The sequence below is a fragment of the Solwaraspora sp. WMMA2101 genome, assembly GCF_049179175.1.
In the GTDB taxonomy this organism is placed as follows: domain Bacteria; phylum Actinomycetota; class Actinomycetes; order Mycobacteriales; family Micromonosporaceae; genus Micromonospora_E.
The window spans coordinates 148,878-173,258 of the sequence record NZ_JBMHMA010000006.1; the positions used below are offsets into that span (position 1 = coordinate 148,878).

The window sequence follows — 24,381 nt, forward strand, 5'->3', positions numbered from 1 at the left end:
TGCCACCCGCTCGCTGGGGATCAATCGACCACGGCGATCGCCTCACGCAGCAACCGTCTCGCCAGCACCACCCGGTCGTCGTCGGCCAGGCCGGGCAGGTCACCGACCCGGATCCGGCGGGCGTGCAGCACGGCCCGCAACGCGGGCGCGCACGGTGCCGGGAAGCTGACGGTACGGTCGAACACCTCGACCGCGATCCGGTCCGGCGGTTGCGGGACCAGCCGCCAGGACAGACCCTGCCGTAGGCGGATCACGTCGTCGAGGTCGAGCGTACGGAGCCGGTCGGCCTGCTCCAGCGGCCGTAGCGGGGCCGGTCGGGTGACGTGCCGGCCCCGCCGACGCAGCTCGGCGGCGAGCTGCGTGGGGGTCACCTGGGTCAGCCAGTCCCGCAGCGCGGTGACCGTGGCGGTCAGTTCCGGTGCGACGCCCGAGGGGTCGGTCAGGTCGACGCCCATCGGCACCGACGCCCGCAGCGCCGGTTCGTCGACCGCCAACTCCAGCAACGCCTCCACCAACGAGAACCGGGTCCGGGACCGGACTCCGACGGTGAGATGCAGGGAGCTGTCGTGTTGGGCCGTGGCGCTGTGCAGCCAGCCCCGGGGCAGGTAGAGCGCGTCGCCGGGGGCCAGCACGACATCGAGCGCCGGTGGTCCGTCGGCGCGGGCGGCGACCTCGTCGGCCCGGCCCGACCACGTCTGCCGGGGCAGCGGGTCGGCCAGCACCGGAGCGTGCACGCGCCACCGCTTGCGTCCCCGTACCTGCAGCACGAACACGTCATGGGTGTCGTAGTGGGTGGCGAAGCCCTGGTTGCCGGCCGGGGTCAGGTAGGCGTTGACCTGCAACGGCTGGCACAGCGCGGCGGACAGTTCGGTGGTGAAGTCGATGATCGGCGGCCAGAGCCGGTGCAGCCCCTGCAGCACGATGGTGGCGCCGTCGGCGTACAGCCCGAGCACCCGCTCGTCGAGGACCTGGTCGCCGATCTCAGCACCGGCCCCGCCACTGCCGGTGTACGTCGATTCGGCGAGCACGGCACCGTCGCGGGCCACCCGGATGAACGGTGTGCGCAGCCCGCGCCGGCTCAGCAGCTCGTCGGCGGTGTCCCGATCGAACAGATCGGTGAAGCCGACCGGATTCGCCAGGTCGGCGGCGCGGGAGAGCAGCGGAGCCCGGCCCCAGTAGGTGGCGGCGAACTTCGCTGGTTCGACGGCGACGCAGCGCGCCAGCGCCGGGCGGGGTGCTACCCCGCCCGGCTGACCGGCCGGTCGCGTGGCGACGCTGGTCACCGCCGGTTGGCGCCGCCGTCGGCACCCCCGTCGTGACCACCCGGATTGGCCCCGCCGTCGGCGAGGCCCTCCTTGGCCCGGGGCCCGGCGCCACCGTCGGCACCCCCGTCGTGACCGCCCGGGTCGGCACCGCCGTCGGCGAGGCCCTCTCCGGCGGCCGGTGCGGCGCCGCCGTCGGCACCGCCGTCGTGACCAGCCGGATTGGCCCCACCGTCGGCCGGGCCGTGACCGGCGGACGGGCCGCTGCTGCGAATGTCGTCGTCGTCGAGTTTCATGGTTGCCCCCTGCGGCGTGTCCGACGCCCGCCGGTACGCGGACGTCGTGATCGTGCCGTCGGGTGGTACCCGGCCCGGGGGCAGGCTAACCGCACCGTGCCCGGCGACGCCGCGCCCCTGCCCCGGCGACGCCGATCGGACTCACTGACCGGGATAGGGCGCGCAACTGTCCCGCACGACAAGCTCGGTGGCCAGTTCGACCCTGGGGGTGTCCAGGGACTCGCCCTGAGCCAACCGCAGGACCGTACGGGCGGCCAGCAGACCCATCTCGGCCAGTGGTTGCCGGACGGTGGTCAGCGGCGGTGAGGACCAGCGGACCTCCGGCAGGTCGTCGAATCCGACGACGCTGACGTCGTCGGGGACCCGCAGGCCACGCAGCCGCAGCGCCTCGTACGCGCCCAGCGCCATCTGGTCGCTGGAGGCGAAGATCGCCGTCGGCCGCTCGTCCAACTCCAGCAACGCGGCGGCGCCTTCGAACCCTGACTCGTGGTAGAAGTCGCCCGGCATGATGTACTCCGGCCGTAGCGGGATGTCGGCCGCCTCCAGCGCGGCCCGGTAGCCGTCCAGGCGGGCCCGGCTGCACAGCAGGCGGGGTGGCCCGGCGACGAAGCCGATCCGGCGGTGCCCGAGCGAGATCAGGTGTTCGGTGGCCCGGAGCCCACCGGCCCAGTTGGTCGCACCGATGGTGGGGATGTCCAGGCTGGGCACGCCGGCCGGGTCGACCAGGACCATCGGTACGTTGAGTCGGCGCAGCTCGGTGTGCAGCGGTGGGGCCAACTCGCTGGTGACCAGGATGACGCCGTCGGTCGCCCGGGTGCGCAGGTTCTGCAGCCACTGCCGGGTCGAGGTGGACCGGCGGTGGATCGCCGAGACGACCGTACCGACGCCGGCGGCGTGAGCGACGTCCTCGACGCCCCGGATGATCTCCACCGCCCAGGGGCTGTCCAGGTCGTTGAAGACGAGGTCGATCAGGCTGGCACCGGCTCGCGACCGGGTGGCCCGTCGCCGGTATCCGTGCCGACGCAGCAGCTCCTCCACCCGCTCGCGGGTCTGCGGGGCGACGTCGTTGCGGCCGTTGAGCACCCGTGACACGGTCGGCACCGAGACACCTGCCTCCTGGGCGATCGCGGTGATGGTGATCCTGCGTCCTTCGTCGACCGTCACAGCAGCTCCTTCGTCGAGACTTCAGCGTACGGCCGAACGTTCCGCCAGTCGGTCCGGCACCGCCCACCGCGTCCGCAACCCATCTTGCCGCACTGGGAAAGCGCTTGGCAGCAGCCCTGCGGCGACGGCATCGTGGCAACGCGGGGCGGAGGGCGACCGGCTGTTGCGGAGCGCGTTTCCGGAACTCGCCCGCTCCGCCGGGCCCCGTACCGCCGACCGCGACCACCGGCGGACATGCGGCGCGGCCGATCATACCCGCCCCGGTGCCAACAAGTTGCCGACCACGAGACCTCGACGGAGCCGCAAATTTCCGGAAACATGTCGGAAAAGTAGCGGCGACGAACCAGTGGGAACAGGACCGGGCAGGTCCCGGCGAGGACGGACAGGAGACTGCGGGTGAGCAGCAAGGACGACACCCCGGGCGGCACGGTGGTCGGCACCGGGCAGGTTGACCGGTCGCCGGCTGCCACGACCGCCGGCGGCAGCCGGCCGACGGACCCCGTCGAGGAGTCGGTGTCGTGGCGTGACCCGACGCTCGCGGTGCAGGATCGGGTCTTCGACCTGCTCAGCCGGATGTCGCTGACCGAGAAGGTGGCGCAGCTGTCCAGCTTCTGGCGCGGCGCCAACGCCTCGATCGACGACATGGCGCCGCTGCAACACGACCTGGTCGACGACACCGTCGACTGGGCCGATCTGTTGCACAGCGGACTGGGGCAGTTGACCCGTCCGTTCGGCACCACTGCGGTGCTACCCGCAGACGGGGCCCAGGCCCTGGCCCGGGTCCAGGCAGGAATCGTCGCCGGCAACCGCTTCGGCATCCCGGCGCTGGTCCATGAGGAGTGCCTGACCGGCTTCATGACCTGGGGTGCGACGGTCTACCCCACCCCACTGGCCTGGGGTGCCAGCTTCGATCCGGACCTGGTGGCGCAGATGGCTGCCCGGATCGGGCAGGACATGCGCCAGGTCGGTGTGCACCAGGGCCTGGCGCCGGTGCTCGACGTCGCCCGGGATCCCCGCTGGGGCCGCACCGAGGAAACCATCGGCGAGGATCCCTACCTGGTCGGCACGATCGGGACCGCGTACGTACGGGGTCTGGAGTCAGCCGGCGTCGTCGCCACCCTCAAGCACTTCGCCGGCTACTCGGCGTCGCGGGCCGGACGGAACTTCGCTCCGGTGTCGGTCGGCCCCCGGGAGTTCGCCGACGTGCTGCTACTACCGTTCGAGATGGCGGTACGCGACGGTGCCGCCCGCTCGGTGATGCACTCCTACGCCGAGGTCGACGGCGTTCCGGCGGCGGCCGACAGCGGACTGCTGACCGATCTGCTGCGCGGCCGGTGGGGATTCACCGGAACAGTCGTCGCCGACTACTTCGGCGTGTCGTTCCTGGAGCTGCTGCACGGGGTGGCCGACAGCCCCGCGGCTGCCGCCGCGCTCGCTCTCGGTGCCGGGGTGGACGTAGAGTTGCCGGGGGTCCGCTGCTACGGAACTCCGCTGGTCGACGCGGTGCGCCGGGGCGGCGTACCGGAATCGGTCGTCGACCGCGCGGTCACTCGGGTGCTGCGGCAGAAATGTGAGCTCGGCCTGCTCGACCCCGAGTGGTCCCCGGTACCACCCGCGATCGCCGATGTCACGGAGGGCAGGCCGATCGACCTGGACCCGGTGTCGAACCGGGACCTCGCCCGTCGCCTGGCCGAGGAATCGGTCGTGCTGGTGAGCAACGACGGCTGCCTGCCGTTGCCGCCCAGGGGTCGGATCGCCGTCGTCGGCCCACTGGCCGACTCGCTGACCGGGATGCTCGGCTGCTACACCTTCCCCAGCCACGTGGGGTCGACCCCGGCCGGCGTCGACGACGACCCCCGGATGACGACCGTGCTTGCCGCGCTGCGCACCGAACTTCCCGACGCGACGCTCGAACACGTCGCCACCGGACCGGTCGACGCCCAGGACACCCCGAGCATCGTGGTCGCCGCCGACGCCGCCGCCCGTGCCGACATCTGCGTGGCGGTGGTCGGCGACCGGGCCGGACTGTTCGGCAACGGCACCTCCGGCGAAGGTTGCGACGCCACCGACCTGGAACTGCCCGGTCGGCAGGGCGAGTTGATCGAGGCGTTGGTGGCCACCGGGACGCCGGTGGTCCTGGTGCTGCTCACCGGCCGGCCGTACGCCCTCGGCCAGTTCGCCGACCGGCTCGCCGCGGTCCTCCAGGCCTTCTTTCCCGGGGCCGAGGGCGGGCCGGCGGTCGCCGGAATCCTCACCGGCCGGGTCTGCCCCTCCGGCCGGCTGCCGATCGGGGTGCCCCGACTACCGGGCGGGCAGCCCGCCAGCTACCTCAGTCCCGCGTTGGCACACCGCAGCGAGGTCAGCAACGTCGACCCCAGCCCACTGTTCCCGTTCGGGCACGGGCTGTCCTACACCACGTTCGAATGGTCGACGCCACTGGTCGACGGCGCCCGAGTCGACCCCGACGACGACGCTGGAGAGATCGGCACCGACGGCGCGGTGCGGGTCACGGTGCGGGTGACCAACACCGGCACCCGCACCGGCGCCGATGTGGTCCAGCTGTACCTGCACGATCCGGTGGCCCAGGTGACCCGGCCGGTGGCCCGCCTGATCGGATACGCCCGCGTCGAGTTGGCACCGGGCGAGTCCCGCCGCGTCGAGTTCGACGTCTCGATGGACCTGTCCTGCTTCACCGGCCGGGACGGACGACGCATCGTCGAGCCGGGTGACCTGCTGCTGTGGCTGGCCACGTCGAGCCGCGACGTGCGGGCACAGGTGCGGTTGCGGCTGACCGGGCCGGGTCGACAGGTCGACCACCGACGTCGCCTGACCTCGACGGTGCGAATTGAGCCGGGTGGGTGAGCACAGGCGGCAGGCTCCGCACGTGCTGCCGGGAGCCCGCTGCCCGCGCCGGCACGGACCAGCAGCTCACGGATCGAGCAGGTTGCGCAGGTCCGCCGGGACGGTCGCGGCCACGTCCTGCCACTGCCCCGCGCTGACGTGCCGGCGGAGGACGTCGGCGACGGTACGGATGACCTGTTCGGCACCGCCGTCGACGTCGAACCGGAAGTCGCGCCGGACCCGACCGACGAACTCGGACCGGTCCAGCTTGGCCGGCGCCGAGGTCGGATCCCAACCTTCGTAGTAGAGCCCCCGCACCAGCATCGGCAACTGTGCGCCGAGATGGACCACCTCGGCCAGCGGAATCCGGTCCCGCAGGGCGTGCAGCACCGCGGCGAGCGCGGAGTAGGACTGGTGGCGGCGCTCGGCCGGCCATCCGAATTCGTGCTCGATCTCGTTGAGCATCCGGTTCGTCTTGTCCACCGTCGAGTCGATCGCGGTGAGCTGTGCGGTCGCCATGGCTGATCCCCCTCGTGCAGTCGGGTCACGGACCGGGGGGCCGCTTCATCGTGGCCGACGAGGGGGTGAGCGGCGGTCACTCCCTCGGAGTGACCGCCGCCGAAACCAACGGGCCGCGCTGTCGGTACGGACCGCTTCAGGCCGCCCGTCGCTCCCGCGACTGCTTGCAGGTGACGCAGGTCGTCGCGGACGGATAGATCTGCAGACGCTCGACGGGAATCGGCTCGGCACAGCCCTCGCAGTGTCCGTAGTCGCCGGCGGCGAGTCGGGCGAGCGCGTGCTCGAACTGGGTACGGCGGTCCAGGATGGTACGGATCAGCGACTGCGCGGCGTCACGTTCCGCGGTCTTGGTACCGCTGTCGGCCTGGTCGTCGCCAGCGGTGTCACCGCCCTCGATCAACCGCAGTACCTGACTCTGCGCCATCGCCTGCTCGTACTCGGCGGTGAGCTCGTCGTACCGGCTGGTCAGCGCGACCCTGATCTGGTCGCGGTCGACCGTCGCCGGGCCGTCGAGGCCTGCTCGCCGTTTCACGTCGTGCATCAGCATGCGCCCATCCCCCTTCGGAATCGACCGCAGCGATCCGTGGCGGCCCACCGGACCGCGTCGCCGATCGCCGCGAAGATCCCGCTCATACCCGTGGTCGACGGCGGGCAAACCTGGTCGCGAGGGCAGGTCAGCCAGCCGGGTCGACGGTGATTCGCACGTCGTCGGAGAGCCGGTAGCCCACCCCGTAGACGGTGGTGATGATCGGCGACTCACCGACCTTGACCCGCAGCCGACGGATGTGCACGTCGACGGTGCGCACCCCGGTGTGTTCGTACCCCCAGACGGCGGCCAGCAACTGCAGTCTGGTGAACACTCGGCGCGGATTCTCCACCAGGTGCAGGAGCAGGTCGAACTCGAGGCGGGTCAGCGGCAGCGGCTCCCCGTCGAGCAGAACGGTCCGGGAGGCGACCATCACATGCAGCGCGGCGGCGGTGGCCGTGGCGGACCGACCGGCCCGGTCGACCGACCGACCGCCGGCGGCCGGGGTGGGCTCCGGCTCGGTGGACCCGACCGCCGATCCCGGTCCCGCCGGCACCACCCGGTGCAGGCCGGCGGTCGGCACCTCGACCGTCGCTTCGCCACGTTCCACCAGCTCACGTGCGGCGTCGAGCAGCCGGCGCGTGGACGGGGACAGCGCCTCCTCACCAGCCAGCAGGGGAATGGAGACGGTGACCGTGACGGTGGCCGTCGCCGGACCGGCGCCCCGGCGCGGGGCGGCCGGCGGCCGGGCTGCTCCCGCGGGTGGTGGACCGGACCAGCCGGCGCGGGGCGAGGCGGGGCTGACCGACATGGTCCTCCTAGGTACCGGGCCGGGAGGGAAGTCCCGCCACCGTCTGGGATCCGTACGAAACAGTCACCAGTCGTCTCAGGACGACCGACACCGGACACAGCAGACAGTGATGTGTCGTGAGCCTCGTACGTCCCGATGCTGCCGCCCGGGGACGTGCCGGTCAATACCCGATGGCGTTGTGGAAATGTGATGATTGACAAACGTAACGTAATCGATTGCTCGCTCTGAATACCCGCCCTCGATGCTAGTGGCGACCCGGCAAGATGATCACATGCGCGCCATCCTCGCCGGATTCGCCGCGATCTGGTCGGTCACCGCGATCGGCTATCTGATCAGCCGGTACGGACTGCTGGGATCCGACGCGACCACGGTGCTCGCCCGACTGGCCTTCTACGTCGCCACGCCAGCGCTGCTGTTCACCACGTTGTCGACCACTCGCCCGGCGGAGGTCTTCACCGGGGCCTTCGCCGCCTACCTGCTCAGCACCGCGGCCGTCGCCCTCGGCTACCTGGCAGTAGCCGGCTTGTGGTGGCGGCACCCGGCAGGTGACGTCGCGGTCGGCACGCTGGGAGCCTCGTACGTCAACGCCGCCAACCTCGGCATCCCGGTCGCCGTCTACGTCCTCGGCGACGTGTCGGCGGTCGCCCCGATCCTGCTGTTCCAGGTCCTCGTCGCCGCCCCCGCCGCCATCGCCGTCCTGGACGTCAGCACCGGCGACCGGCGGCCCTCGCTCGGCCGGCTACTGTCACTGCCCACCCGCAACCCGATCATGATCGCCTCCGCCGCAGGGCTCGCCGTGGCGGTCGCTGGCGTACGCCCACCGATGGAACTCCTGCGTCCATTCGAGCTGCTCGGGGCGGCGGCGGTGCCGTTGGCCCTGCTGGCGCTGGGCATGTCGCTGCCGGGCGCCCGGCCACTGGCGGCAGGACCGCAGGCCGGTCAGCGCGCCACGGCGGTGGCGCTCAAGGTCGTCGGGCAGCCGATCGCCGCCTACCTGATCGGCCGGTACGCCCTCGGCCTGACCGGGCCGGCACTGATCAGCGCAGTGGTGACGGCCGCACTGCCGACCGCCCAGAACGTCTTCATCTTCGCCAGCCAGTACCAGCGCGCTGAGCGACTGGCCCGCGACACCATCGTGCTGTCCACCGTCGCCACCGCCGTCACCCTGCCGTTGATCGCCGCCTGGCTCGGTTGATCCACTTCCCGCCCCGCCGGTCCGGACGGAGCGGCGGTCCCCGCCGGGGTGACACGAGCCGACGGCCGACGCACCGCCACGGTGGGCGGTGCGTCGGACCTGCGTGCGAGCTACCGGCCAGCGGCAGATGTCACCAGCTCAGGTACCAGGACTGCGTCTGCACGTTCAGCTCGGGCAGCCGGACCAGCTTCGCGCTGGCGGTCCGCCAGTCCCGGATCTCCAGCACGTCCAGACCCTTCTGGATGTCGCTGGAGTAGATGTAGCCGTTGTAGTAGTAGGTGGACCACGGCCCACCGGTGACCATCCGGGTGTCGGAGACCGGACCACGCTCCCAGTAGGCGATCTCGACCGGGCGGGCCGAGTCGGTGAAGTCCCAGACCGAGACGCCGCCCTGATACCAGGCCTGGACCATGATGTCGCGGCCGAGCACCGGAATCAGCGAGCCGTTGTGTGCCACGCAGTTCTCGGTGGGCCCGTTCGTCCGGGGAATCTTGAAGTAACTGCGGAAGACCAACGTACGCGACGCACCCTTGCCGGTGATGTCGTACACCGCGTTCGCGCCTCGCTCGAGGCCGATGGTCGGGTTGCAGGTCGCAGCGCCACCGCCACCGAGCTCATCGGTGAAGACCACCTTGGTGCCCGAGTTGTTGAACGTCGCCGAGTGCCAGAAGGCGAAGTTCGTCGTGTCCCTCACCTGGTGGATCACCCGGGGCGCCTCCCGGTCGGCGATGTCCAGCAGGACACCGTCGCCCATGCAGGCCCCAGCCGCGAGGTCCTTCTGTGGATAGGCCGTGATGTCGTGGCAGCCGCTGGTCGTGGAGCTGCCATTGCCGCCGGGGTTACCGCCCTCGGGGAACAGCACCGGCGTGGCGACCAGCGCGGCGTCGGTCGGCTTCTTCACCGGCACCTTGACGATCGAGATCAGGTCATGCGGCGGCTGGCAGTCGGGGAAGCTCGCCGACGGGCTGTACGAGGAAACGTAGAGGTACACGGTACGGCGGTCCTTGCCCGGCACCAGGGTGTGGGTGTGCGAGCCGCAGTTGGTCTCGACCGACTTGATGTACCGCGGGTTGCTCTTGTCCCGGATGTCGAAGATCTTGATGCCCTCCCAGGACTCCTTGATCCCTGCGGACTGGGAGGTGCTGGCGCAGGAGTCGTCGCTACGGGACGAGTCGGTCGACAGGAACAGCAGGTCACCGTGGACGGAGATGTCGTTCTGGGCGCCCACGCAGAGCACCTGCGAGACCAGCCGGGGCTTGCGGGGGTTGAAGATGTCGTAGATGACGAAGCCGTTGTAGTTGCCGACGAAGGCGTACCGGCCCTGGAACGCCAGGTCGGAGTTGAGGGCCGACTCCGTGTCGAACGGCGCGGGCTTCGGCAGGTTGGCGATCTGACGCAGGTTCGGGCTGCTGTCGATCTCGTCCACTCCGAGACCCGGATCGTCCGTTGTGGCCGTCGCGGCCCGGGCGAGGCAGAGCTCGACCGCCAGTGCGTCGGTGGTGTCGGCGCAGTCGCTGTCGAATGGTGTCGTGGCCCGACCAGGGGATGCCATCGCGGTACTGCCGAGCAGGACGGCGATCGCCGTCACCGCAACGACCCGCAGTTGCCGCGGCCCTCGTGGGGAGCGTGTGATCATGTGCGGCACCCTTCGAAAGGGATTGATGATGAGGCGACGATACCGCCGAGTTCCCGCCATCGATGTGATAGGCATCACATCGATGGTGCGGACCGTCCGGATAGCATCGCCGCATTCCCGCCGGCGCCGGCAAGGAGGACTGATGCCGCGACCGACGCTCCACCGACGCTCCACGCTGCTGGCCGTCGCCCTCGTCGCCGGTGCTGTCGTGCTGGTCGCCGTCGTGCGGTCGGTCGGCTCTCCCGGCGACGGCACGAGCTCCACGGTGGCGAGCGTGCCGCCGACGACCGGCACCGCTCCACCGGTGATCGTTCCGGGACGCCCCGGTGAGGAGTCCGAGATCCGGCCGGGGACCGCCATCGTGGTCGACCCGCCGCAGTACAACACGGTGGACACCTGGTACGTCCAGATGATGATTCCGCACCACACGCAGGCCGTGCAGATGGCCGCGCTCGCGCAGACCCGGACGGAGGACCCAGGGGTACGCGCCTTCGCCGACCGGATCCGGTCCGGTCAGGCCGCGGAGATCGACGTCCTGAAGGGCTGGTTGCAGGTTCGCGGGCTACCGGATGGCGACCACGACCACGCCACGATGCCGGGCATGCAGACCGAGGCGGCGATCCGGGACCTCGCGGCGGCCCGTGGCACCGCCTTCGACCGGCTGTTCGTCACGATGATGACCGACCACCATGAGGGCGCGGTCGAGATGTCCCACCGGGTTCTCACCGGTGGCACCGATCTTGCTGTCGAGGAGTTGGCCACGGCCATCGCCGCCGAACAGGCTGCGGAGATCACCCGGATGCGCGACCTGGTCGACGGCTGAGCGGCGACGGGTTCGACTGCGGGTGGACGCTCGTCCGCTGGCGGACGATCCGATCCCCGGCGCGGGACGGCGGCTCGCCTACGGCGACGTCGGCAGCGTGACGCAGCAGGTCCGTGCCGTAGCGCAGGCCGACGGCACCGACCGCCAGCCCGACCAGTTCGACGACCACCAGCGCGGCTCCCGCCACCTGGCCCGCGCCGGAGGCTCGGATCAGGCAGGCGATCAGGAAGACCGACCCCATCGCGCCGGTGACCAGGTTGAACCGGACCAGGGCGCCGCGGGTCCGGCCTGGTGGTTCTTCCCAGAGGTCGACCAGGCCGACGGTGAGAGTCAGCCCGATGGCGGCCAGACCGGCGACCACCGTCGCGTAGCCGACCTCGCCGAACAGACCGGGAGCACCGGCGAGCACCGAGACGTCGAACAGGGTGGCGCAGACGAACAGTCCGAGCGGCAGCGTGACCAGCATCGGCTGGACAGGTCCAGTGCCCGCCCGCAGTCTGCCCCGCATCGTTGCCGCCTCCCTGGTCACGCTGCACGCGTCACGCCCCTACCCGAGTATCACCGTGGACGAACGGTGCCGCCACCGGGCGCGCGGCACCGAGGCAACCAGCCGCTCAGCCCTCGGCGCGCAGCACCGAGGCAACCAGCCGCTCAGCCCTCGGCGCGCAGCACCGAGGCAACCAGCCGCTCAGCGACCTGCGGCAACGGCATCGCGGTTGCCTGGGCGGCGTCCCGCAGCACCGCCAACGCCTCCCCGGCCCGGCACCGCCGCTGGGTCATCACGATGCCGATCGCCGGACCGATCAGGTCGGTGCCGTCCCACCCGGTACCGGCCGGGTCGGCCTCGACGCGGCTGCGGTGCCGTACCGCCGCCAGCAGCAGCCCCGCGTGTTCGGCGAGCAGCAACGCGGTCAACTGCTCATCGTCGGATATCGCGCCGGGCCGGTCGGCGTACAGGTTGATCGAGCCGATCACCTCGTCGTCGACGTCCACCGGGGCACAGAGCACGCCCTGGATGCCACGGTCAAGCGCCGCCGACCGCCACCGCGGCCACCGGGTGGTCCCGGTCAGCGTGGCGGCGAGCACGATCTCCCGGCCACGGATCGCGCTCATCGCTGGTCCGTCCGCGCTGTACTGCAACTCGTCGAGGTCCTTGATCAACGGGTCGGAGGCGGCCACCGAGGCGGGCTGCCCGGCACGCAGGAAACAGACGCTGGCGTACGTCACACCGGGCAGCGCGAACCGGGTGGTCCGGGCCAGATGCGCCAACGCCTGGTCGAAATCGTCGCAGCGGATCATCCCGGCGGTGAGTTCGCGCAGCACAGCTGCGGTCTCCAGCACCGCCAGCCGGCCGTGGTCGACCTGCTCCGGTCGGCTCACCGCGCCCGTACCGGCCAGACCGGACCTGCCGCACCGGCCCGCTTGCTCATCGTCACTCCCGTCGTCGTCGGCGGCGGCCGGACGGTAGCGGTACCACCGCCGGGCACACCTCGAGCGAGGGTACCGGCGACGTGCGGCCGGCACCGGCACTTCGGCCGACTCAGCCTCGTCGGGCACCGCCGAGTCGGCGACCGACCGAGGAGATCAACCGGTCGAGTTCCGAGCCGAACGGGTTGTCGTGCACCAGGTAGGTCCAGGTCGCGCTCGGCCGCACCAGCTGCGCCTCGTCAGGCTGCCAGTCCTCGTCGAACTCCGTCTCCTCGAACGTGGCCACCGTGCGTGCCTCGATTTCGGGAATCAGCTGGTTGAAGGCCGGTACGGCGGCCCGGTGGAACTCGTCGAGCGGATCGAGCCGGCCGAGTGCCCGCAGGTGCACGCCCTCGCGTACCTCGGACAGTTCGGCGAGGTGCTCGGCCCAGAGCCGGTCGAGGTGGTACAGGGCGATCGCGCGCGCCGCCCGCGACAACAGGTCCTCGTCCATGTCCGCGCACCGTTGCGGGAACCGCTCCATCAGCATCAGAGCGGCGACCTCACTGGTGAGCAGCCGCTCACGCCGCTCGGCGAGCGCCTTGCGTTGCTGCTCGATGACGACGCTGTAGCGCCAGGTGTTGCGGTGGATCTCGTAGTCGACGCCCTCGGCGATGCGCTGGGCGTGTTCGATGGCGAAGTCCACCTGCTCGTCCTGCACGATGCCGTCTGCGGTCATCCGAGGCGACGGCGGGATCGCGTCCGGGGCGTGCCGGACGACCAGGTCGTCCTCCAGACTGACGAAGAAGACCGAGCCTCCGGGGTCACCCTGACGACCCGCCCGGCCCCGCAGCTGGTTGTCGACCCGGCGGCTGTCGTGCCGGCCGCTGCCGATCACGTACAACCCACCCAGCTCGGCGACCTGGTCGCGGTCGGCCTGGTCGCTGCCACCGAGCCGGATGTCCACACCACGCCCGGCCATCTGGGTGGAGACCGTCACCGCGCCGAGCGCGCCCGCCTCGGCGATGATCGCCGCTTCCTCGTCGTCGTTCTTGGCGTTGAGCACCACGCACCGCACCCCGGCCTCGCCGAGCGCCGCCGCCAGCGACTCCGACTCCTTGACATCGAGGGTGCCGACCAGCACCGGTCGGCCGGACGCGTGCGCCGAGCTGATCTCCGCGACCAGCGCCTCGTCCTTCTCCGCGCGGGTGGCGTAGATCCGGTCCGGCTCGTCGACCCGCACGCACGGCGTGTGCGGCGGGATCACCGCCACCTCGAGCTTGAAGAACTCCCGCAGCTGGTCACCGACGAGCACCGCCGTCGCCGTCATGCCGCACAGCGTGCGGTACATCGCCACGAACGCCTGCACGGTGGTGGTGCCGAGCACCTCGCCCTCGGCGGTCGCGGCCAGCCCTTCCTTGGCCTCGACCGCGGCTTGCAGCCCGTCGGGCCACCGGCGGCGCTGCGCCACCCGGCCGCGCATCTCGTCGACCAACTCCACCACACCGTCGCGCACGATGTAGTCGACGTCGCGTTTGAGCAGCGCGTGGGCGTGCAGGGCCACGTGCACGGCGGACAACTGCTCGACGTTGTCGTCGGCGTACAGGTCGATGCCTTCGAGCTTGGCCTCGACCGCGGCCAGACCGGCCGAGGTGAACGCCACGCTACGGCCGTCCTCGGCGACCTCGTAGTCGCGGTCTGCCCGCAACCCGCGCACCAGGGCCGCCGCGGTGTGCACCGGATCCTGCTCACTGGTGACGGCACCGGCGAGCACCATCGGCACCCGGGCCTCGTCGATCAGGATGGAGTCGGCCTCGTCGACGATCGCGGTGGACAGCGACGGCTGGACCCGGTCGGCGATGTCGGTGACCAACTGGTCGCGCAGGAAGTCGAAGCCGGCTTCGCTCACCGACACGTAGGTCACGTCCCGCTGGTACGCCTGCCGGCGCTGCTGCGGGGTGCTGCTCTCGGTGACCCAGCCGACGGAGAGCCCGAGCAGCTCGTACACCGGGGCCATCCACTCGGCGTCCCGACGCGCCAGGTAGTCGTTGACCGTGAGCACGTGCACCGGGCCGTTGCCGCGCCGGACGTGGCCGTACGCGGCGATCGTGGCGGTCAGGGTCTTGCCCTCACCGGTGGCCATCTCCGCCACCTTGCCGGCGAGCAGCGACATCGCGCCCAGCAGCTGCTCGTCGAAGGGGCGCTCGCCGATCGCCCGCCGCGCGGCCTCCCGGCCGATCGCGCAAATCTCGGCGAACTCCTTGGCCCGACCGGCCGCCTCGGTCAGCGCGGTGTCCTCCAGCGCCTTCAGATCCTCCTCCCGGTCGGCGATCGCGGGGAGCAACTTCGCCAACGGGGCCAGGTCGACCGTACTTCCCGGCCGCTGGAGGAAACGCCGGAACCGACTCTTCAGACGCTGCGACACACCCATGTCGGTCAACGCTACGCGACCCGTGCGCGATGCGACGCCCCGCCCGGCCCGGACACGGCGACCCGGGACGCGGCGGCCCGGTCGGCGCACCGGCCCGACCCCCCAAGGCATACCTGGTCGGCGCACGGGTAGCCCACCCACAGTCGTGATCGTCGTCAGGGGGTGGATCATGGTTGACGCACGAACAGGCATCACTGCCACGGTCGAGGACTGGGCGGCCCGCCGGACCGCGTCCGCCGGCCGCTGGACCCCCTGGGAGCTGGCCATGGCCAAACAGGGGCGGCGGGTGAGCGTGGTCCTGCCGGCCCGCAACGAAGAGGCCACGGTCGGCGCGATCGTAGGGTCGATCCGCGACCATCTGGTCGACCGGGTGCCGTTGGTCGACGACGTGGTGGTGGTCGACTCACGCTCGCACGACGCGACCGCGGCGGTGGCCACCGCCGCCGGTGCCCGGGTGGTGGGTCAGGACGAGATGACCCGGGGACTGCCCCGGCTGGAGGGCAAGGGCGACGCGCTGTGGGCCGGGCTGGCCGCCAGCGACGGCGACCTCGTCGCGTTCGTCGACGCCGACCTGCGGGAGTTCCAGCCGGCGTTCGTCACCGGCCTGCTCGGGCCGCTGCTCACCGACGACTCGGTGAGCTTCGTCAAGGGCTTCTACCACCGACCGCTGGTCCGGTCGAGCGACGTCGAGGCCGACGCCGGTGGGCGGGTCACCGAGATCATGGCCCGGCCGTTGTTCAACCTCTTCTGGCCGGACCTGGCCGGCTTCGTGCAGCCGCTCGCCGGCGAGTACGCCGCCCGACGCGCCGTGCTGGAGCAGATTCCGTTCGTCTCCGGGTACGGCGTGGAGACCGCCATGCTCATCGACCTGCTCGACGTCTGCGGCCTGGACGCCCTCGCCCAGGTCGACCTCGGTGAACGCCGGCACCGTCACCAGAGCACCGAGGCGCTGGGGCGGATGTCGGCCCAGATCCTGCTGACCGCGTGGTCCCGGCTCTACCGCAAGGGCTGGGTGATCTCGCAGCGTCCACCGGGCAGTCTGCTCACCCAGTTCCGGCGCGGCGACGCGGTGGCGCTGAGCAGCCTGGAACGCGAAATCGTGGTCAGCGACGTGTCCGTACAGGAGCGTCCGCCGCTGGGTCGGCACCGCAACGCGCTCGCCGTGGCCGCCGGCTGAACCGGCACCGACCACCGGCCGCCGACGGACCGGCGGCCCCGCCCGCGGCCCGCGCTAGTTCTTGCTGGGTTTGGTGGCGCTGAAGACCACCAGGCCCACCACCACGCCGATCAGGGCGATCGCCCCGGAGTTCGAGGTGTCCTCCCCGGCGCCGGAGATTCCGAAGGCGAACGTCGCCGCGCCGGCGACGACCGCTGCCATCATGCGATGTCCACGTTGCTTCACGCCTGCGCACGTTACGGAAGGTGCTGTCTGCGCACCGCCGGTGCGACCCGGCTGTCCCCCGATCGGGGTCACCGGCGGATCCGGGTCAGGTGAACGGCGGGTACGGGTCAGGTGAACAACGGTGCCAATCCGGCCACGACCAGGCTGCGCCGCACGTACGGCTGCGGGTCGGTGATCCGCAACCGGACGGCGGCCCGGCGGGCGGCTTCGTGGCTGGCCAGCAGCGCCGCGATGCCGGCGGCGTCGATGAAGCCGACTCCGTCGAGGTCGACGAGCACCTCGTCGGTGCCGGCGGCACAGACCACGTCGACGAGTGCGCAGCGGATCCGCTCGGCGGCCGACCGGTCCAGTTCGCCCCGGATGCCGACCTGGACCCGGCCGTCGGCCCGGTCCACCGATACCGTCACCGCGTCCGGCGGCTCCGGCGGGGCGCCGGTGGACTCCCACCTCGGCGGGGTGTCGGTGAGCATCGCCTGGCGTAGCCAGGTCAGGGTGCGCGACAACAGCCGGGAGACATGCATCTGGGAGATGCCGAACTCCGCGGCGATGTCGGACTGGGTGTAGTTGCCGTAGAACCGCATCGCGAGGATCCGGCGTTCCCGGGCGGGCAGCCGGTACAGCAGTCCGCTCACGGTGAGCCGGTCGTCGACCGATTCCAGGTCGGCGTCGAGCGCACCGAACATGTCGCCGAGCTCGGCCGGGCCGTCGTCACCGACCGGCCCGTTGAGCGAGGCCGGGGTGTAGCCGGCGGCCGACTCGAGTGCGGCCAGGATGTCCTCCTCGGAGGTCTCCAGCCGGGCCGCCAGCTCCGCCACCGTCGGCGACCGGGACAGCTCACTGGTCAGGACGGCGGTGGCCTGGCTGACCTCGATCGTCAGGTCCTGCAACCGCCGGGGTACGTGTACCCCCCAGGTGCGGTCACGGAAGTGACGTTTGATCTCGCCGGTGATGGTGACGGCGGCGTAGGCGGTGAAGGACCCGCGTTCGGGGTCGTAACGGTCCACCGCCTTGACCAGGCCGAGCCGCGCCACCTGCTCCAGGTCCTCCAACGGCTCACCGCGGCCACGGTAGCGACGGGCGAGCCGGCCGGCGAACGGCAACGCCAACTGGACCAGTTCCTCCCGCAGGTGGTCCCGTCGCCGGCCTTCGGACTGCTCCGCGAAACGGGCCGCATAGGACAGCGCGGCCCCGTCCAGATCTTCCAGTGCGTGTTCCGAACGAGTCGCGGTACGTCGTTGTCCGGACATTCCGCCCCTCCCGGTGATCCGGCTCTGAGCTGCACGTTCCGGTATCCGGGCTCGGTCACCGACCAGGCCCCCCTCGCCGGAACACCGATCCCTATGCCGGACCTTACTGCCAGTGACGGGGCCACCCAATCCATAGGCGGTAACTGGCGCGAAAATTCCACGCCCACCCGGTCGTCGCACCGGTGCCGCGTCTCATCCGGTCGCCGGATCCAGATAGCGCAGCACCGCACCGACGCCGCCGTCCAGGTCAGCCTCTCCCGGGCCTACCAGCACCAGGTCCGCGTCGGTGCCGGCCAACGCCCGCAGCAACGCCGCATCGGCGCGCACCTCGCGCGGCGCGGCCACCGACATGGCGGTCAACTCGTCCGGATCCAGTGCGATGTGGGTCGGCTCCGGCCCGATCCACAGCCGCTGCGTCGACGACGGATCGTCGACCAGCAGCAGGGTGTCGACCTGCGCCCGCTGCAGGGCGTCGACCACGGCACCGATCCCGTCGCCACGGCCCCGCTGGGCGCCGTACCGGTCCAGGGCCTGACCGGTGTGTGCGGCCGCGACCTCGGCGATCGCCTGGATGGTGACCTCGGTCAGCGGCTCCGGGTCCGCCCCCACGGCGCGCGAACCGACGTCGGTCTGCACCGTCCGCGACTGCCAGCGTCGCGGCAGCTCGCTGATCAGCAGCTCGCGGGCCTGCGGGTCTCCGGCCACGACCAGGACCTCTGCTCCCACCTGGTCGGCGAGGGCCGCGGTGGCGGCCGCGCTGTGCCCGGCGTTGCGCTGCCAACTGACCTCGGCCGCCCGCTGGAACCGCGCCTGTGACCACGCCCCCGGGTTGACCTTGCGGATCGGGTGGCTGGCCGGACCGGTGACATTCGCCTGCCGGGGCAGGCCGCCGGCGCTGACCGCGTCGATGTCGGCACCGGTCCGGCTGACCAGCACCCGCAGCCAGCTGATCTCCTCGCCGCGCTGGGCCACCAGCGGCATCGCGTGGGGCAGCGGTCCCACGACGGCCAGATCGTGACGTGGCGGCGCAGGCAGGTAGTTCTGCAGGACCACCTCGCCGTCCGTGGCGCTCAACGCCAGGCCGTACTCGCCGGCGCGGGGAACGTGGCGCAGCACCGCGTGGCCGAGCGCGGCGACCGACAACTGATCCGCCCCCTGCTGTTCGAGCTGCTGTCGCAGCGCCCGCCAGCGCAGTTCGAGCGCCTCCACCGCGTCCTCGGTGTCGCGTGACGCGTCCAGGTAGACCGAGGCCCAGGGGCCCGGCCGGGAGTACAGCGGTTGCAGAAACGACAGGTCCATGACGCACCCCCTCCTCTCCGGGCCGACATACCCAGCTGGTCGTACAAATCACCGCAAATCAAGCCTCAATCACCCCATGAGCATCATTCATTCACGGCATTCACTTTCAACAATCGATACAATCTGTGAATAGTTGGCGACTTTGGGTGGTGTCACATGGATCCCGAGCTCTTTCCTGAGCGGGCCGCACACCGGCCCGGACCGATCATCACCGGGCACGTGGTCCGCCTGGAGGGCGGCTACTCGCGACCGATCAAAGTCGGCCAGCCGATCCTGATCGGCGTCCTCGCGGCGGCCGGCATCCCCCGGGTCCTCGGCGCCGCCCTGGCGACACTGCGACTGGCCGGCAGCGGCTCCACCGCCGCCCGCCGCAAGTGGAAGCAGCTACGGACCGGACCCGAGTTCCTGGTCACGCCGCTGCACATCCGCGACACCAGCGGCGTCCTGTGCGAAATGGAGATCCACGGACACGTACCGCAGAGCGCACTGGACCCCAGCGACCACGTCCAGGTGACGGTCCGCCGGCAGAAGGACCCCGAACTGCCGCCCCGGGTCGAACGGATCGTCAACCTGACCACCGGCCAGTTCCTGACGCCGAGGACGCCGACGGTCTGGTCACATCTCGGTCCCGCGCTGTTGTTCCAGGCGTTCCTCGGGGTACTCGTCGTCGCCGCGATCGCCGGCGTCGTCCTGGCCCTGCGGTGAGCCGGCCCGACCCGGCCCCGACCACCTAGGTGATCCACCGGGTGCGCCCCTCCACCTGACGGAGGACCCGACAGCCAGGAGTACTGCGTGAGACGGATACGACGTCGAGCCGACGGACCGAGGCCACCGCAGCCGCCGTACGGGATCATGGATCCATGACCCGCCCGCCGCGCCGACAGGCCGGACCGTGACCGCGCTGCTGATCTCCGTGGCGTTCGCCGTCGCCTCAGCCGGCGCCTACGCGCTCGGCGCCATCGCCCAGGAACGGCTCGCGGTGCGCCTCGGCGCACAGACCCCGTGGCGGGACATCCTGCGCGCCCTGCTGCGGGCACGTCGCTGGTGGCTGTCGGTGGCACTGAACGCCGCCGGCGGCGGGCTGCACGTCGCCGCCCTCGCCTACGGACCGCTGTCGGTGGTACAGCCGCTCGGTGTACTCACCCTCGTGCTGGCGCTGCCGATCGGTGCCGCCGTCAGCGCTCAGCGGATCACCCGGCGGCAGTGGGGCGGAGCCACGGCCACCGTCGTCGGCCTCGTACTGCTGCTGGTGCTGACCGTTCCCGGCAGTGGCGACGGCATGGACGCCGGCGATGCCGACCTCCTCGTGCTGACCAGCGCCGCCGTGCTGGTCGCAACGATCGCCGGGACCATCCTCGTCCGGCGGCCGGTGCCCCGCAGCCTGATGTACGCCGCTGCCGCCGGCGTGGCGTTCGCGATCGCCTCGGCGCTGACCCACGCGGTCACCCGGGAGTACGCCGACGGGGGGCCGTCGGCCCTGCTCACACCCACCGTGCCGGCGATCGCGGCGATGGCGGTCGCCGGTGTACTGCTGTCCCAGCTCGCCTACCGGGGCAGCGGCCTCGGTGCCCCGCTGGCCACCGTCACCCTGGCCAACCCGGTCGCCTCGGCGATCATCGGGGTGGTGCTGTTCGAGGAACGCTTCGCCACCGGGCCGGTCGCGATGACGCTGCTCCTCGCGGCCGGGGCCACCGCGGGCGCAGGCATCCTGCTGCTCGCGCCGCCGTCGGTACCGTCGGCGGCGCCGCCGACGGTACCGGCCGAACCGGTCGCCGACGACCAGCCGCCGCGTACCCCGGCGCTGTGCCAGCGCTGACCGCCACCGCCCGCTCCCGGACACGTCGCCGCCGCCAGGGCACCCGCACGCCGCGCCCCGGCCGTGTCTTCGGTCACCTCCGGCCGTTCCGGGATGCGAATCCGGTCGCCATGCCGTTTGCTTGAGTACGGGCGACGACGCGCACCGCAGCGCGAGCCCACCACCACCGGCCGATCGGCCACCCCTACCGCACCTCGTCGGCCGAACGGCCGGCGCCCCTTCGCGCGTACCCGCAGCAGACACCGCCGCACCAGCAACACCACGCCCCATTAACACCCGGAGCACCTCCCGCCCCTGCCGCCGCCGGTGCCGGCGCCCGCACCACCTCGTATGGATGGAGAAGATTGCGATGACCCTGCGGATCGGCGACCAGCTCGCCAACGCACTGGTCACCCAGGACGGTCCGTGCCGTCCGGTCCCGACGTCACGCCCGCACCCGCCGACCGGCGTCGGCGGCGACTCCGCCGACGGTCGCCGCCGCATCCTGATGCTGTCCTGGGAGTACCCGCCGGTACTGGTCGGCGGCCTCGGCCGACACGTCCATGCCCTCTCCGTCGCCCTCGCCAACGCCGGCCACGAGGTCACCGTCGTCACCCGCCACGCCCCCGGCGCACCCCTGGAGGAATACGCCGACGGCGTCCGCATCATCCGCGCCGCCGAGGACCCACCCCTGTTCCCCCTGGCCACCCCCAGCCTCCTCGCCTGGACCATGGCCTTCAACCACACCCTCACCCGCGCCGCCCTACGCGCCACCCAGTCCGCCGAATACGACGTCATCCACGCCCACGACTGGCTCGTCACCCACACCGCCATCACCCTCAAGGAACACCTCGACATCCCCCTCGTCGCCACCATCCACGCCACCGAAGCCGGCCGCCACCAGGGCTGGCTCCCCGACGAGATGAACAAGTCAATCCACTCCATCGAGCACTGGCTCAGCCACGAGGCCGGCCGGGTGATCACCTGCTCCGGCTACATGCGCGACGAGGTGATCGACCTCTTCGGTGCCCGCGCCGACCGGGTCGACGTGGTGGCCAACGGGGTCGACACCCGACGCTGGCAGGTCCCGGCCGACGCCGTCGCCCACGCCCGCGCGCGCTTCGCCGGCGACGGCCCGCTGGTGTCGTTCGTCGGCCGGCTGGTCTACGAAAAGGGCGTGCAGCACCTGATCGCCGCCCTGCCCCGGCTGCGCCAACGCCACCCCGGGCTACGTCTGGTCATCGCCGGCGACGGCCCGTACCGAAGCGAACTGGAAGCCGACATCGACCGGCTCGGTCTGCGTGACGCGGTCACGCTGCCCGGCTTCCTCGGTGGCACCGACCTGCCGGCGCTGATGGCGGCCTCGGACTGCTTCGCGGTGCCCAGCATCTACGAACCGTTCGGCATGGTCGCGTTGGAGGGTGCCGCCGCCGGTGCGCCGCTGGCGGTCGCGGCCACCGGCGGCCTCGCCGAGATCGTCGAGCCCGGCATCACCGGGATGACGTTCCAGCCCAAGGACACCGACGGGCTGGTCTCGGCGGTCGACGCCCTGCTGGCTGATCCGGACCTTGCCCGGCAGGTCGCCCGGCGGGCCCGGCGAATGGTCACCGACCAGTACGGGTGGGCGGCCATCGCGTACCGCACCGCCGCCACCTACGCCGCCGCCATCGCCCAGGCCTCGGCGTTCGCCACGGAACGGGCAGCCTCTCGGATGGCGCAGGGTCGGGCCACTATCGTCATCCCGGACGGAAACCTCCTCGCTGGCGCGGGGAGCAGGTGACCCCTACCCGGGAGGCCCCGCTGACCGAGACGATCGGCGACTTCGACCTGTATCTGTTCGCCGAAGGCCGCCACGAGCAGCTGTGGCGGATGCTCGGCGCCCACCCGCGACCCGGCGGATGCCGGTTCGCGGTGTGGGCGCCGAACGCCCGCCGGGTCCGCGTGATCGGTGACGGACCCGGCTGGGGTCCGTACGAAGGACAGGAACTGGAACGGCTCGGCTCCGGTGGCGTCTGGGCCGGCTTCGTGCCCGGCGTCGTCGCCGGGCAGCGGTACAAGTACCGCGTCCAGGGTGCGGACGGTTCCTGGTCCGACCGGGCGGACCCGATGGCCGCCGCCACCGAGGTGCCGCCCCGGACGGCCTCGGTGGTGTACGAGTCGGGTTACGTCTGGCAGGACGCCGACTGGCTGGCCGCCCGCCGCAGCGACCACCACGCCCGCCCGATGGCGATCTACGAAGTGCACCTGGGGTCGTGGCGACCGGGGCTCAGCTACCGGCAACTGGCCGATCAGCTGGTGGACCACGTCACCGACCTGGGCTTCACCCATGTGGAGTTCATGCCGGTGATGGAGCACCCGTTCGGCGGCTCCTGGGGCTACCAGGTGACCGGCTACTACGCCCCCACCTCCCGGTTCGGCGCGCCCGACGAGTTCCGGCACCTGGTGGACCGGTTGCACGGCGCGGGGATCGGGGTGCTGCTGGACTGGGTGCCGGCGCACTTCCCGCGTGATGCCTGGGCTTTGGCCCGGTTCGACGGTACCGCGCTGTACGAACACCCCGACCCCCGCCGGGGCGAGCATCCGGACTGGGGCAGCCTGATCTTCGACTACGGTCGCCGGGAGGTGCGCAACTTCCTCGTGGCCAACGCGCTGTACTGGTTGGAGGAGTTCCACATCGACGGGCTGCGGGTCGACGCGGTAGCGTCGATGCTGTATCTGGACTACTCCCGTGGCCCGGGTCAGTGGCTGCCCAACCACTCCGGCGGAAACTCCCACACGGAGGCGATCGAGCTGCTTCAGGAGCTCAACGCCACCGCGTACCGGTTGCACCCGGGCATCGTCATGATCGCCGAGGAGTCCACCGCCTGGCCCGGCGTGACCCGCCCGACCGACACCGGCGGCCTCGGTTTCGGACTCAAGTGGAACATGGGCTGGATGCACGACACGTTGAGCTACCTGGCGCGGGACCCGGTGCACCGCAGTCACCACCACGACGAGGTGACCTGGCCGGCGGCGTACGCGCACACCGAGCAGTTCCTGCTGCCGATCAGTCACGACGAGGTGGTGCACGGCAAGGGCTCGCTGACCGCGAAACTGCCCGGTGACCGGTGGCAGCGGCTGGCCGGCCTGCGCGGCCTGCTGGCCTACATGTGGGCATTCCCGGGCAAGCAGCTGCTCTTCATGGGCTGCGAGCTCGCCGACGAGCAGGAGTGGAGCGAGCAGCGCGGCCTGGACTGGTCGCTGGCCCACGACCCCGGTGTCGGTGGGGTGCAGCACCTGCTGCGGGATCTGAACGCGGCCTACCGGGACTGCCCGGCGCTGTGGGAGCAGGACACGGTGCCGGCGGGATTCCGTTGGATCGACCACACCGACCGGGACGCCAACACGATCTCGTTCCTGCGCTACGACGCCAACGGCGGTGTGCTGGCGTGCATGGTCAACTTCTCCGGGGCGGCGCGCCACCAGCACCGGATCGGACTGCCGGTGCCGGGCCGGTGGCGGGAGGTCGTCAACACCGACGCCGACTGTTACGGCGGATCGAACGTCGGCAACTGCGGTGCCGTCACGGCGGACGGTCCTGCGCTGGCCGGCCAGCCGGTCAGCGCCACCGTCGCGGTCGGACCGTTCGCGGCGGTCTGGCTACGCCCGGAACCGGCACCCTCGACGGTGCCGGTCGACGCCGACGCCCCGGACTGAAACGCGACGTGCCGCTGCGGCGGCCGCCCCG

At 71.5% G+C, this 24,381-nt stretch carries 21 protein-coding genes; 8 read left to right on the top strand and 13 right to left on the bottom strand.

From position 1 onward, the window contains the following. Positions 1-20 precede the first annotated feature (20 nt). The 3 genes from ACN28F_RS01235 to ACN28F_RS01245 all read right to left on the bottom strand — a co-directional run bounded on the left by ACN28F_RS01235 (position 21) and on the right by ACN28F_RS01245 (position 2,722). The gene (locus ACN28F_RS01235; protein WP_289206307.1) at positions 21-1,283 is read right to left on the bottom strand and encodes a cupin domain-containing protein; all 1,263 of its coding nucleotides are present in this window, start codon (positions 1,281-1,283) and stop codon (positions 21-23) included. Continuing rightward, positions 1,280-1,558: a BatC protein gene (locus ACN28F_RS01240; protein WP_289206308.1), complete on the bottom strand. Its 279-nt coding sequence runs from the start codon at positions 1,556-1,558 to the stop codon at positions 1,280-1,282. The genes ACN28F_RS01235 and ACN28F_RS01240 overlap by 4 nt, the downstream gene beginning before the upstream one ends. Positions 1,559-1,699: 141 nt before the next feature. Further along, positions 1,700-2,722, bottom strand: coding sequence for a LacI family DNA-binding transcriptional regulator (locus ACN28F_RS01245; protein WP_289206309.1), 1,023 nt, complete (start codon positions 2,720-2,722; stop codon positions 1,700-1,702). Between the two features lie 396 nt (positions 2,723-3,118). Here ACN28F_RS01245 and ACN28F_RS01250 point away from each other — a divergent pair, with 396 nt between their 5' ends. Beyond that, positions 3,119-5,584: a glycoside hydrolase family 3 N-terminal domain-containing protein gene (locus tag ACN28F_RS01250; protein WP_421356839.1), complete on the top strand. Its 2,466-nt coding sequence runs from the start codon at positions 3,119-3,121 to the stop codon at positions 5,582-5,584. 66 nt (positions 5,585-5,650) lie between these two features. On the opposite strand, the gene ACN28F_RS01255 is transcribed toward ACN28F_RS01250, so the two are convergent. The 3 genes from ACN28F_RS01255 to ACN28F_RS01265 form a co-directional block, all read right to left on the bottom strand. Continuing rightward, positions 5,651-6,082 (bottom strand): DUF2267 domain-containing protein, encoded by a 432-nt coding sequence (locus ACN28F_RS01255; protein WP_289206311.1) that lies wholly within the window; start codon positions 6,080-6,082, stop codon positions 5,651-5,653. 136 nt (positions 6,083-6,218) lie between these two features. Continuing rightward, positions 6,219-6,623 (bottom strand): TraR/DksA family transcriptional regulator, encoded by a 405-nt coding sequence (locus tag ACN28F_RS01260; protein WP_421361203.1) that lies wholly within the window; start codon positions 6,621-6,623, stop codon positions 6,219-6,221. A 133-nt stretch (positions 6,624-6,756) separates the two neighbouring features. Continuing rightward, positions 6,757-7,419, bottom strand: coding sequence for a winged helix-turn-helix domain-containing protein (locus ACN28F_RS01265; protein WP_289206313.1), 663 nt, complete (start codon positions 7,417-7,419; stop codon positions 6,757-6,759). A gap of 271 nt (positions 7,420-7,690) precedes the next feature. On the opposite strand from ACN28F_RS01265, the gene ACN28F_RS01270 reads away from it, so the two are divergent. Continuing rightward, positions 7,691-8,614 carry an AEC family transporter gene (locus tag ACN28F_RS01270; RefSeq protein WP_289206314.1) on the top strand — a complete coding sequence of 308 codons (924 nt, stop codon included), beginning with the start codon at positions 7,691-7,693 and terminating at the stop codon, positions 8,612-8,614. Positions 8,615-8,744: 130 nt separating this feature from the next. On the opposite strand, the gene ACN28F_RS01275 is transcribed toward ACN28F_RS01270, so the two are convergent. Continuing rightward, entirely contained in the window at positions 8,745-10,247 is a 1,503-nt protein-coding gene (locus tag ACN28F_RS01275) for an LVIVD repeat-containing protein (RefSeq protein WP_421361205.1), read from the bottom strand. Between the two features lie 145 nt (positions 10,248-10,392). Here ACN28F_RS01275 and ACN28F_RS01280 point away from each other — a divergent pair, with 145 nt between their 5' ends. Then, complete coding sequence (locus ACN28F_RS01280; RefSeq protein ID WP_289206316.1) at positions 10,393-11,073, top strand: DUF305 domain-containing protein; 681 nt, start codon at positions 10,393-10,395, stop codon at positions 11,071-11,073. On the opposite strand, the gene ACN28F_RS01285 is transcribed toward ACN28F_RS01280, so the two are convergent. The 3 genes from ACN28F_RS01285 to secA2 all read right to left on the bottom strand — a co-directional run bounded on the left by ACN28F_RS01285 (position 11,042) and on the right by secA2 (position 14,911). Beyond that, a complete protein-coding gene (locus tag ACN28F_RS01285) occupies positions 11,042-11,581 on the bottom strand; it encodes a DUF2231 domain-containing protein (protein ID WP_289206317.1) in 540 nt (179 codons plus the stop codon). The two genes, ACN28F_RS01280 and ACN28F_RS01285, sit on opposite strands and share 32 nt — an antisense overlap. A gap of 143 nt (positions 11,582-11,724) precedes the next feature. Beyond that, positions 11,725-12,372: a GAF and ANTAR domain-containing protein gene (locus ACN28F_RS01290; RefSeq protein ID WP_421361206.1), complete on the bottom strand. Its 648-nt coding sequence runs from the start codon at positions 12,370-12,372 to the stop codon at positions 11,725-11,727. 241 nt (positions 12,373-12,613) lie between these two features. Then, the gene (secA2, locus tag ACN28F_RS01295) at positions 12,614-14,911 is read right to left on the bottom strand and encodes an accessory Sec system translocase SecA2 (RefSeq protein ID WP_289206319.1); all 2,298 of its coding nucleotides are present in this window, start codon (positions 14,909-14,911) and stop codon (positions 12,614-12,616) included. A gap of 169 nt (positions 14,912-15,080) precedes the next feature. On the opposite strand from secA2, the gene ACN28F_RS01300 reads away from it, so the two are divergent. Continuing rightward, positions 15,081-16,088, top strand: coding sequence for a glucosyl-3-phosphoglycerate synthase (locus ACN28F_RS01300; RefSeq protein ID WP_421356840.1), 1,008 nt, complete (start codon positions 15,081-15,083; stop codon positions 16,086-16,088). Positions 16,089-16,142: 54 nt separating this feature from the next. Here ACN28F_RS01300 and ACN28F_RS01305 read toward each other — a convergent pair whose 3' ends face one another. The 3 genes from ACN28F_RS01305 to ACN28F_RS01315 form a co-directional block, all read right to left on the bottom strand. Further along, complete coding sequence (locus ACN28F_RS01305; RefSeq protein WP_421356841.1) at positions 16,143-16,313, bottom strand: hypothetical protein; 171 nt, start codon at positions 16,311-16,313, stop codon at positions 16,143-16,145. 107 nt (positions 16,314-16,420) lie between these two features. Beyond that, entirely contained in the window at positions 16,421-17,560 is a 1,140-nt protein-coding gene (locus tag ACN28F_RS01310; protein WP_289206321.1) for a SigB/SigF/SigG family RNA polymerase sigma factor, read from the bottom strand. A 192-nt stretch (positions 17,561-17,752) separates the two neighbouring features. Next, positions 17,753-18,859: a Vms1/Ankzf1 family peptidyl-tRNA hydrolase gene (locus ACN28F_RS01315; RefSeq protein ID WP_289206322.1), complete on the bottom strand. Its 1,107-nt coding sequence runs from the start codon at positions 18,857-18,859 to the stop codon at positions 17,753-17,755. Positions 18,860-19,015: 156 nt separating this feature from the next. On the opposite strand from ACN28F_RS01315, the gene ACN28F_RS01320 reads away from it, so the two are divergent. From ACN28F_RS01320 to glgB, 4 genes are all read left to right on the top strand, one after another. Then, complete coding sequence (locus tag ACN28F_RS01320) at positions 19,016-19,564, top strand: hypothetical protein (RefSeq protein ID WP_421356842.1); 549 nt, start codon at positions 19,016-19,018, stop codon at positions 19,562-19,564. Between the two features lie 187 nt (positions 19,565-19,751). Further along, complete coding sequence (locus ACN28F_RS01325) at positions 19,752-20,675, top strand: DMT family transporter (protein WP_289206324.1); 924 nt, start codon at positions 19,752-19,754, stop codon at positions 20,673-20,675. Positions 20,676-21,009: 334 nt separating this feature from the next. Next, positions 21,010-22,434: a glycosyltransferase family 4 protein gene (locus tag ACN28F_RS01330; RefSeq protein WP_421356843.1), complete on the top strand. Its 1,425-nt coding sequence runs from the start codon at positions 21,010-21,012 to the stop codon at positions 22,432-22,434. Next, the gene (gene glgB / locus ACN28F_RS01335; protein WP_421356844.1) at positions 22,431-24,350 is read left to right on the top strand and encodes a 1,4-alpha-glucan branching protein GlgB; all 1,920 of its coding nucleotides are present in this window, start codon (positions 22,431-22,433) and stop codon (positions 24,348-24,350) included. The genes ACN28F_RS01330 and glgB overlap by 4 nt, the downstream gene beginning before the upstream one ends. Positions 24,351-24,381 lie beyond the last annotated feature (31 nt).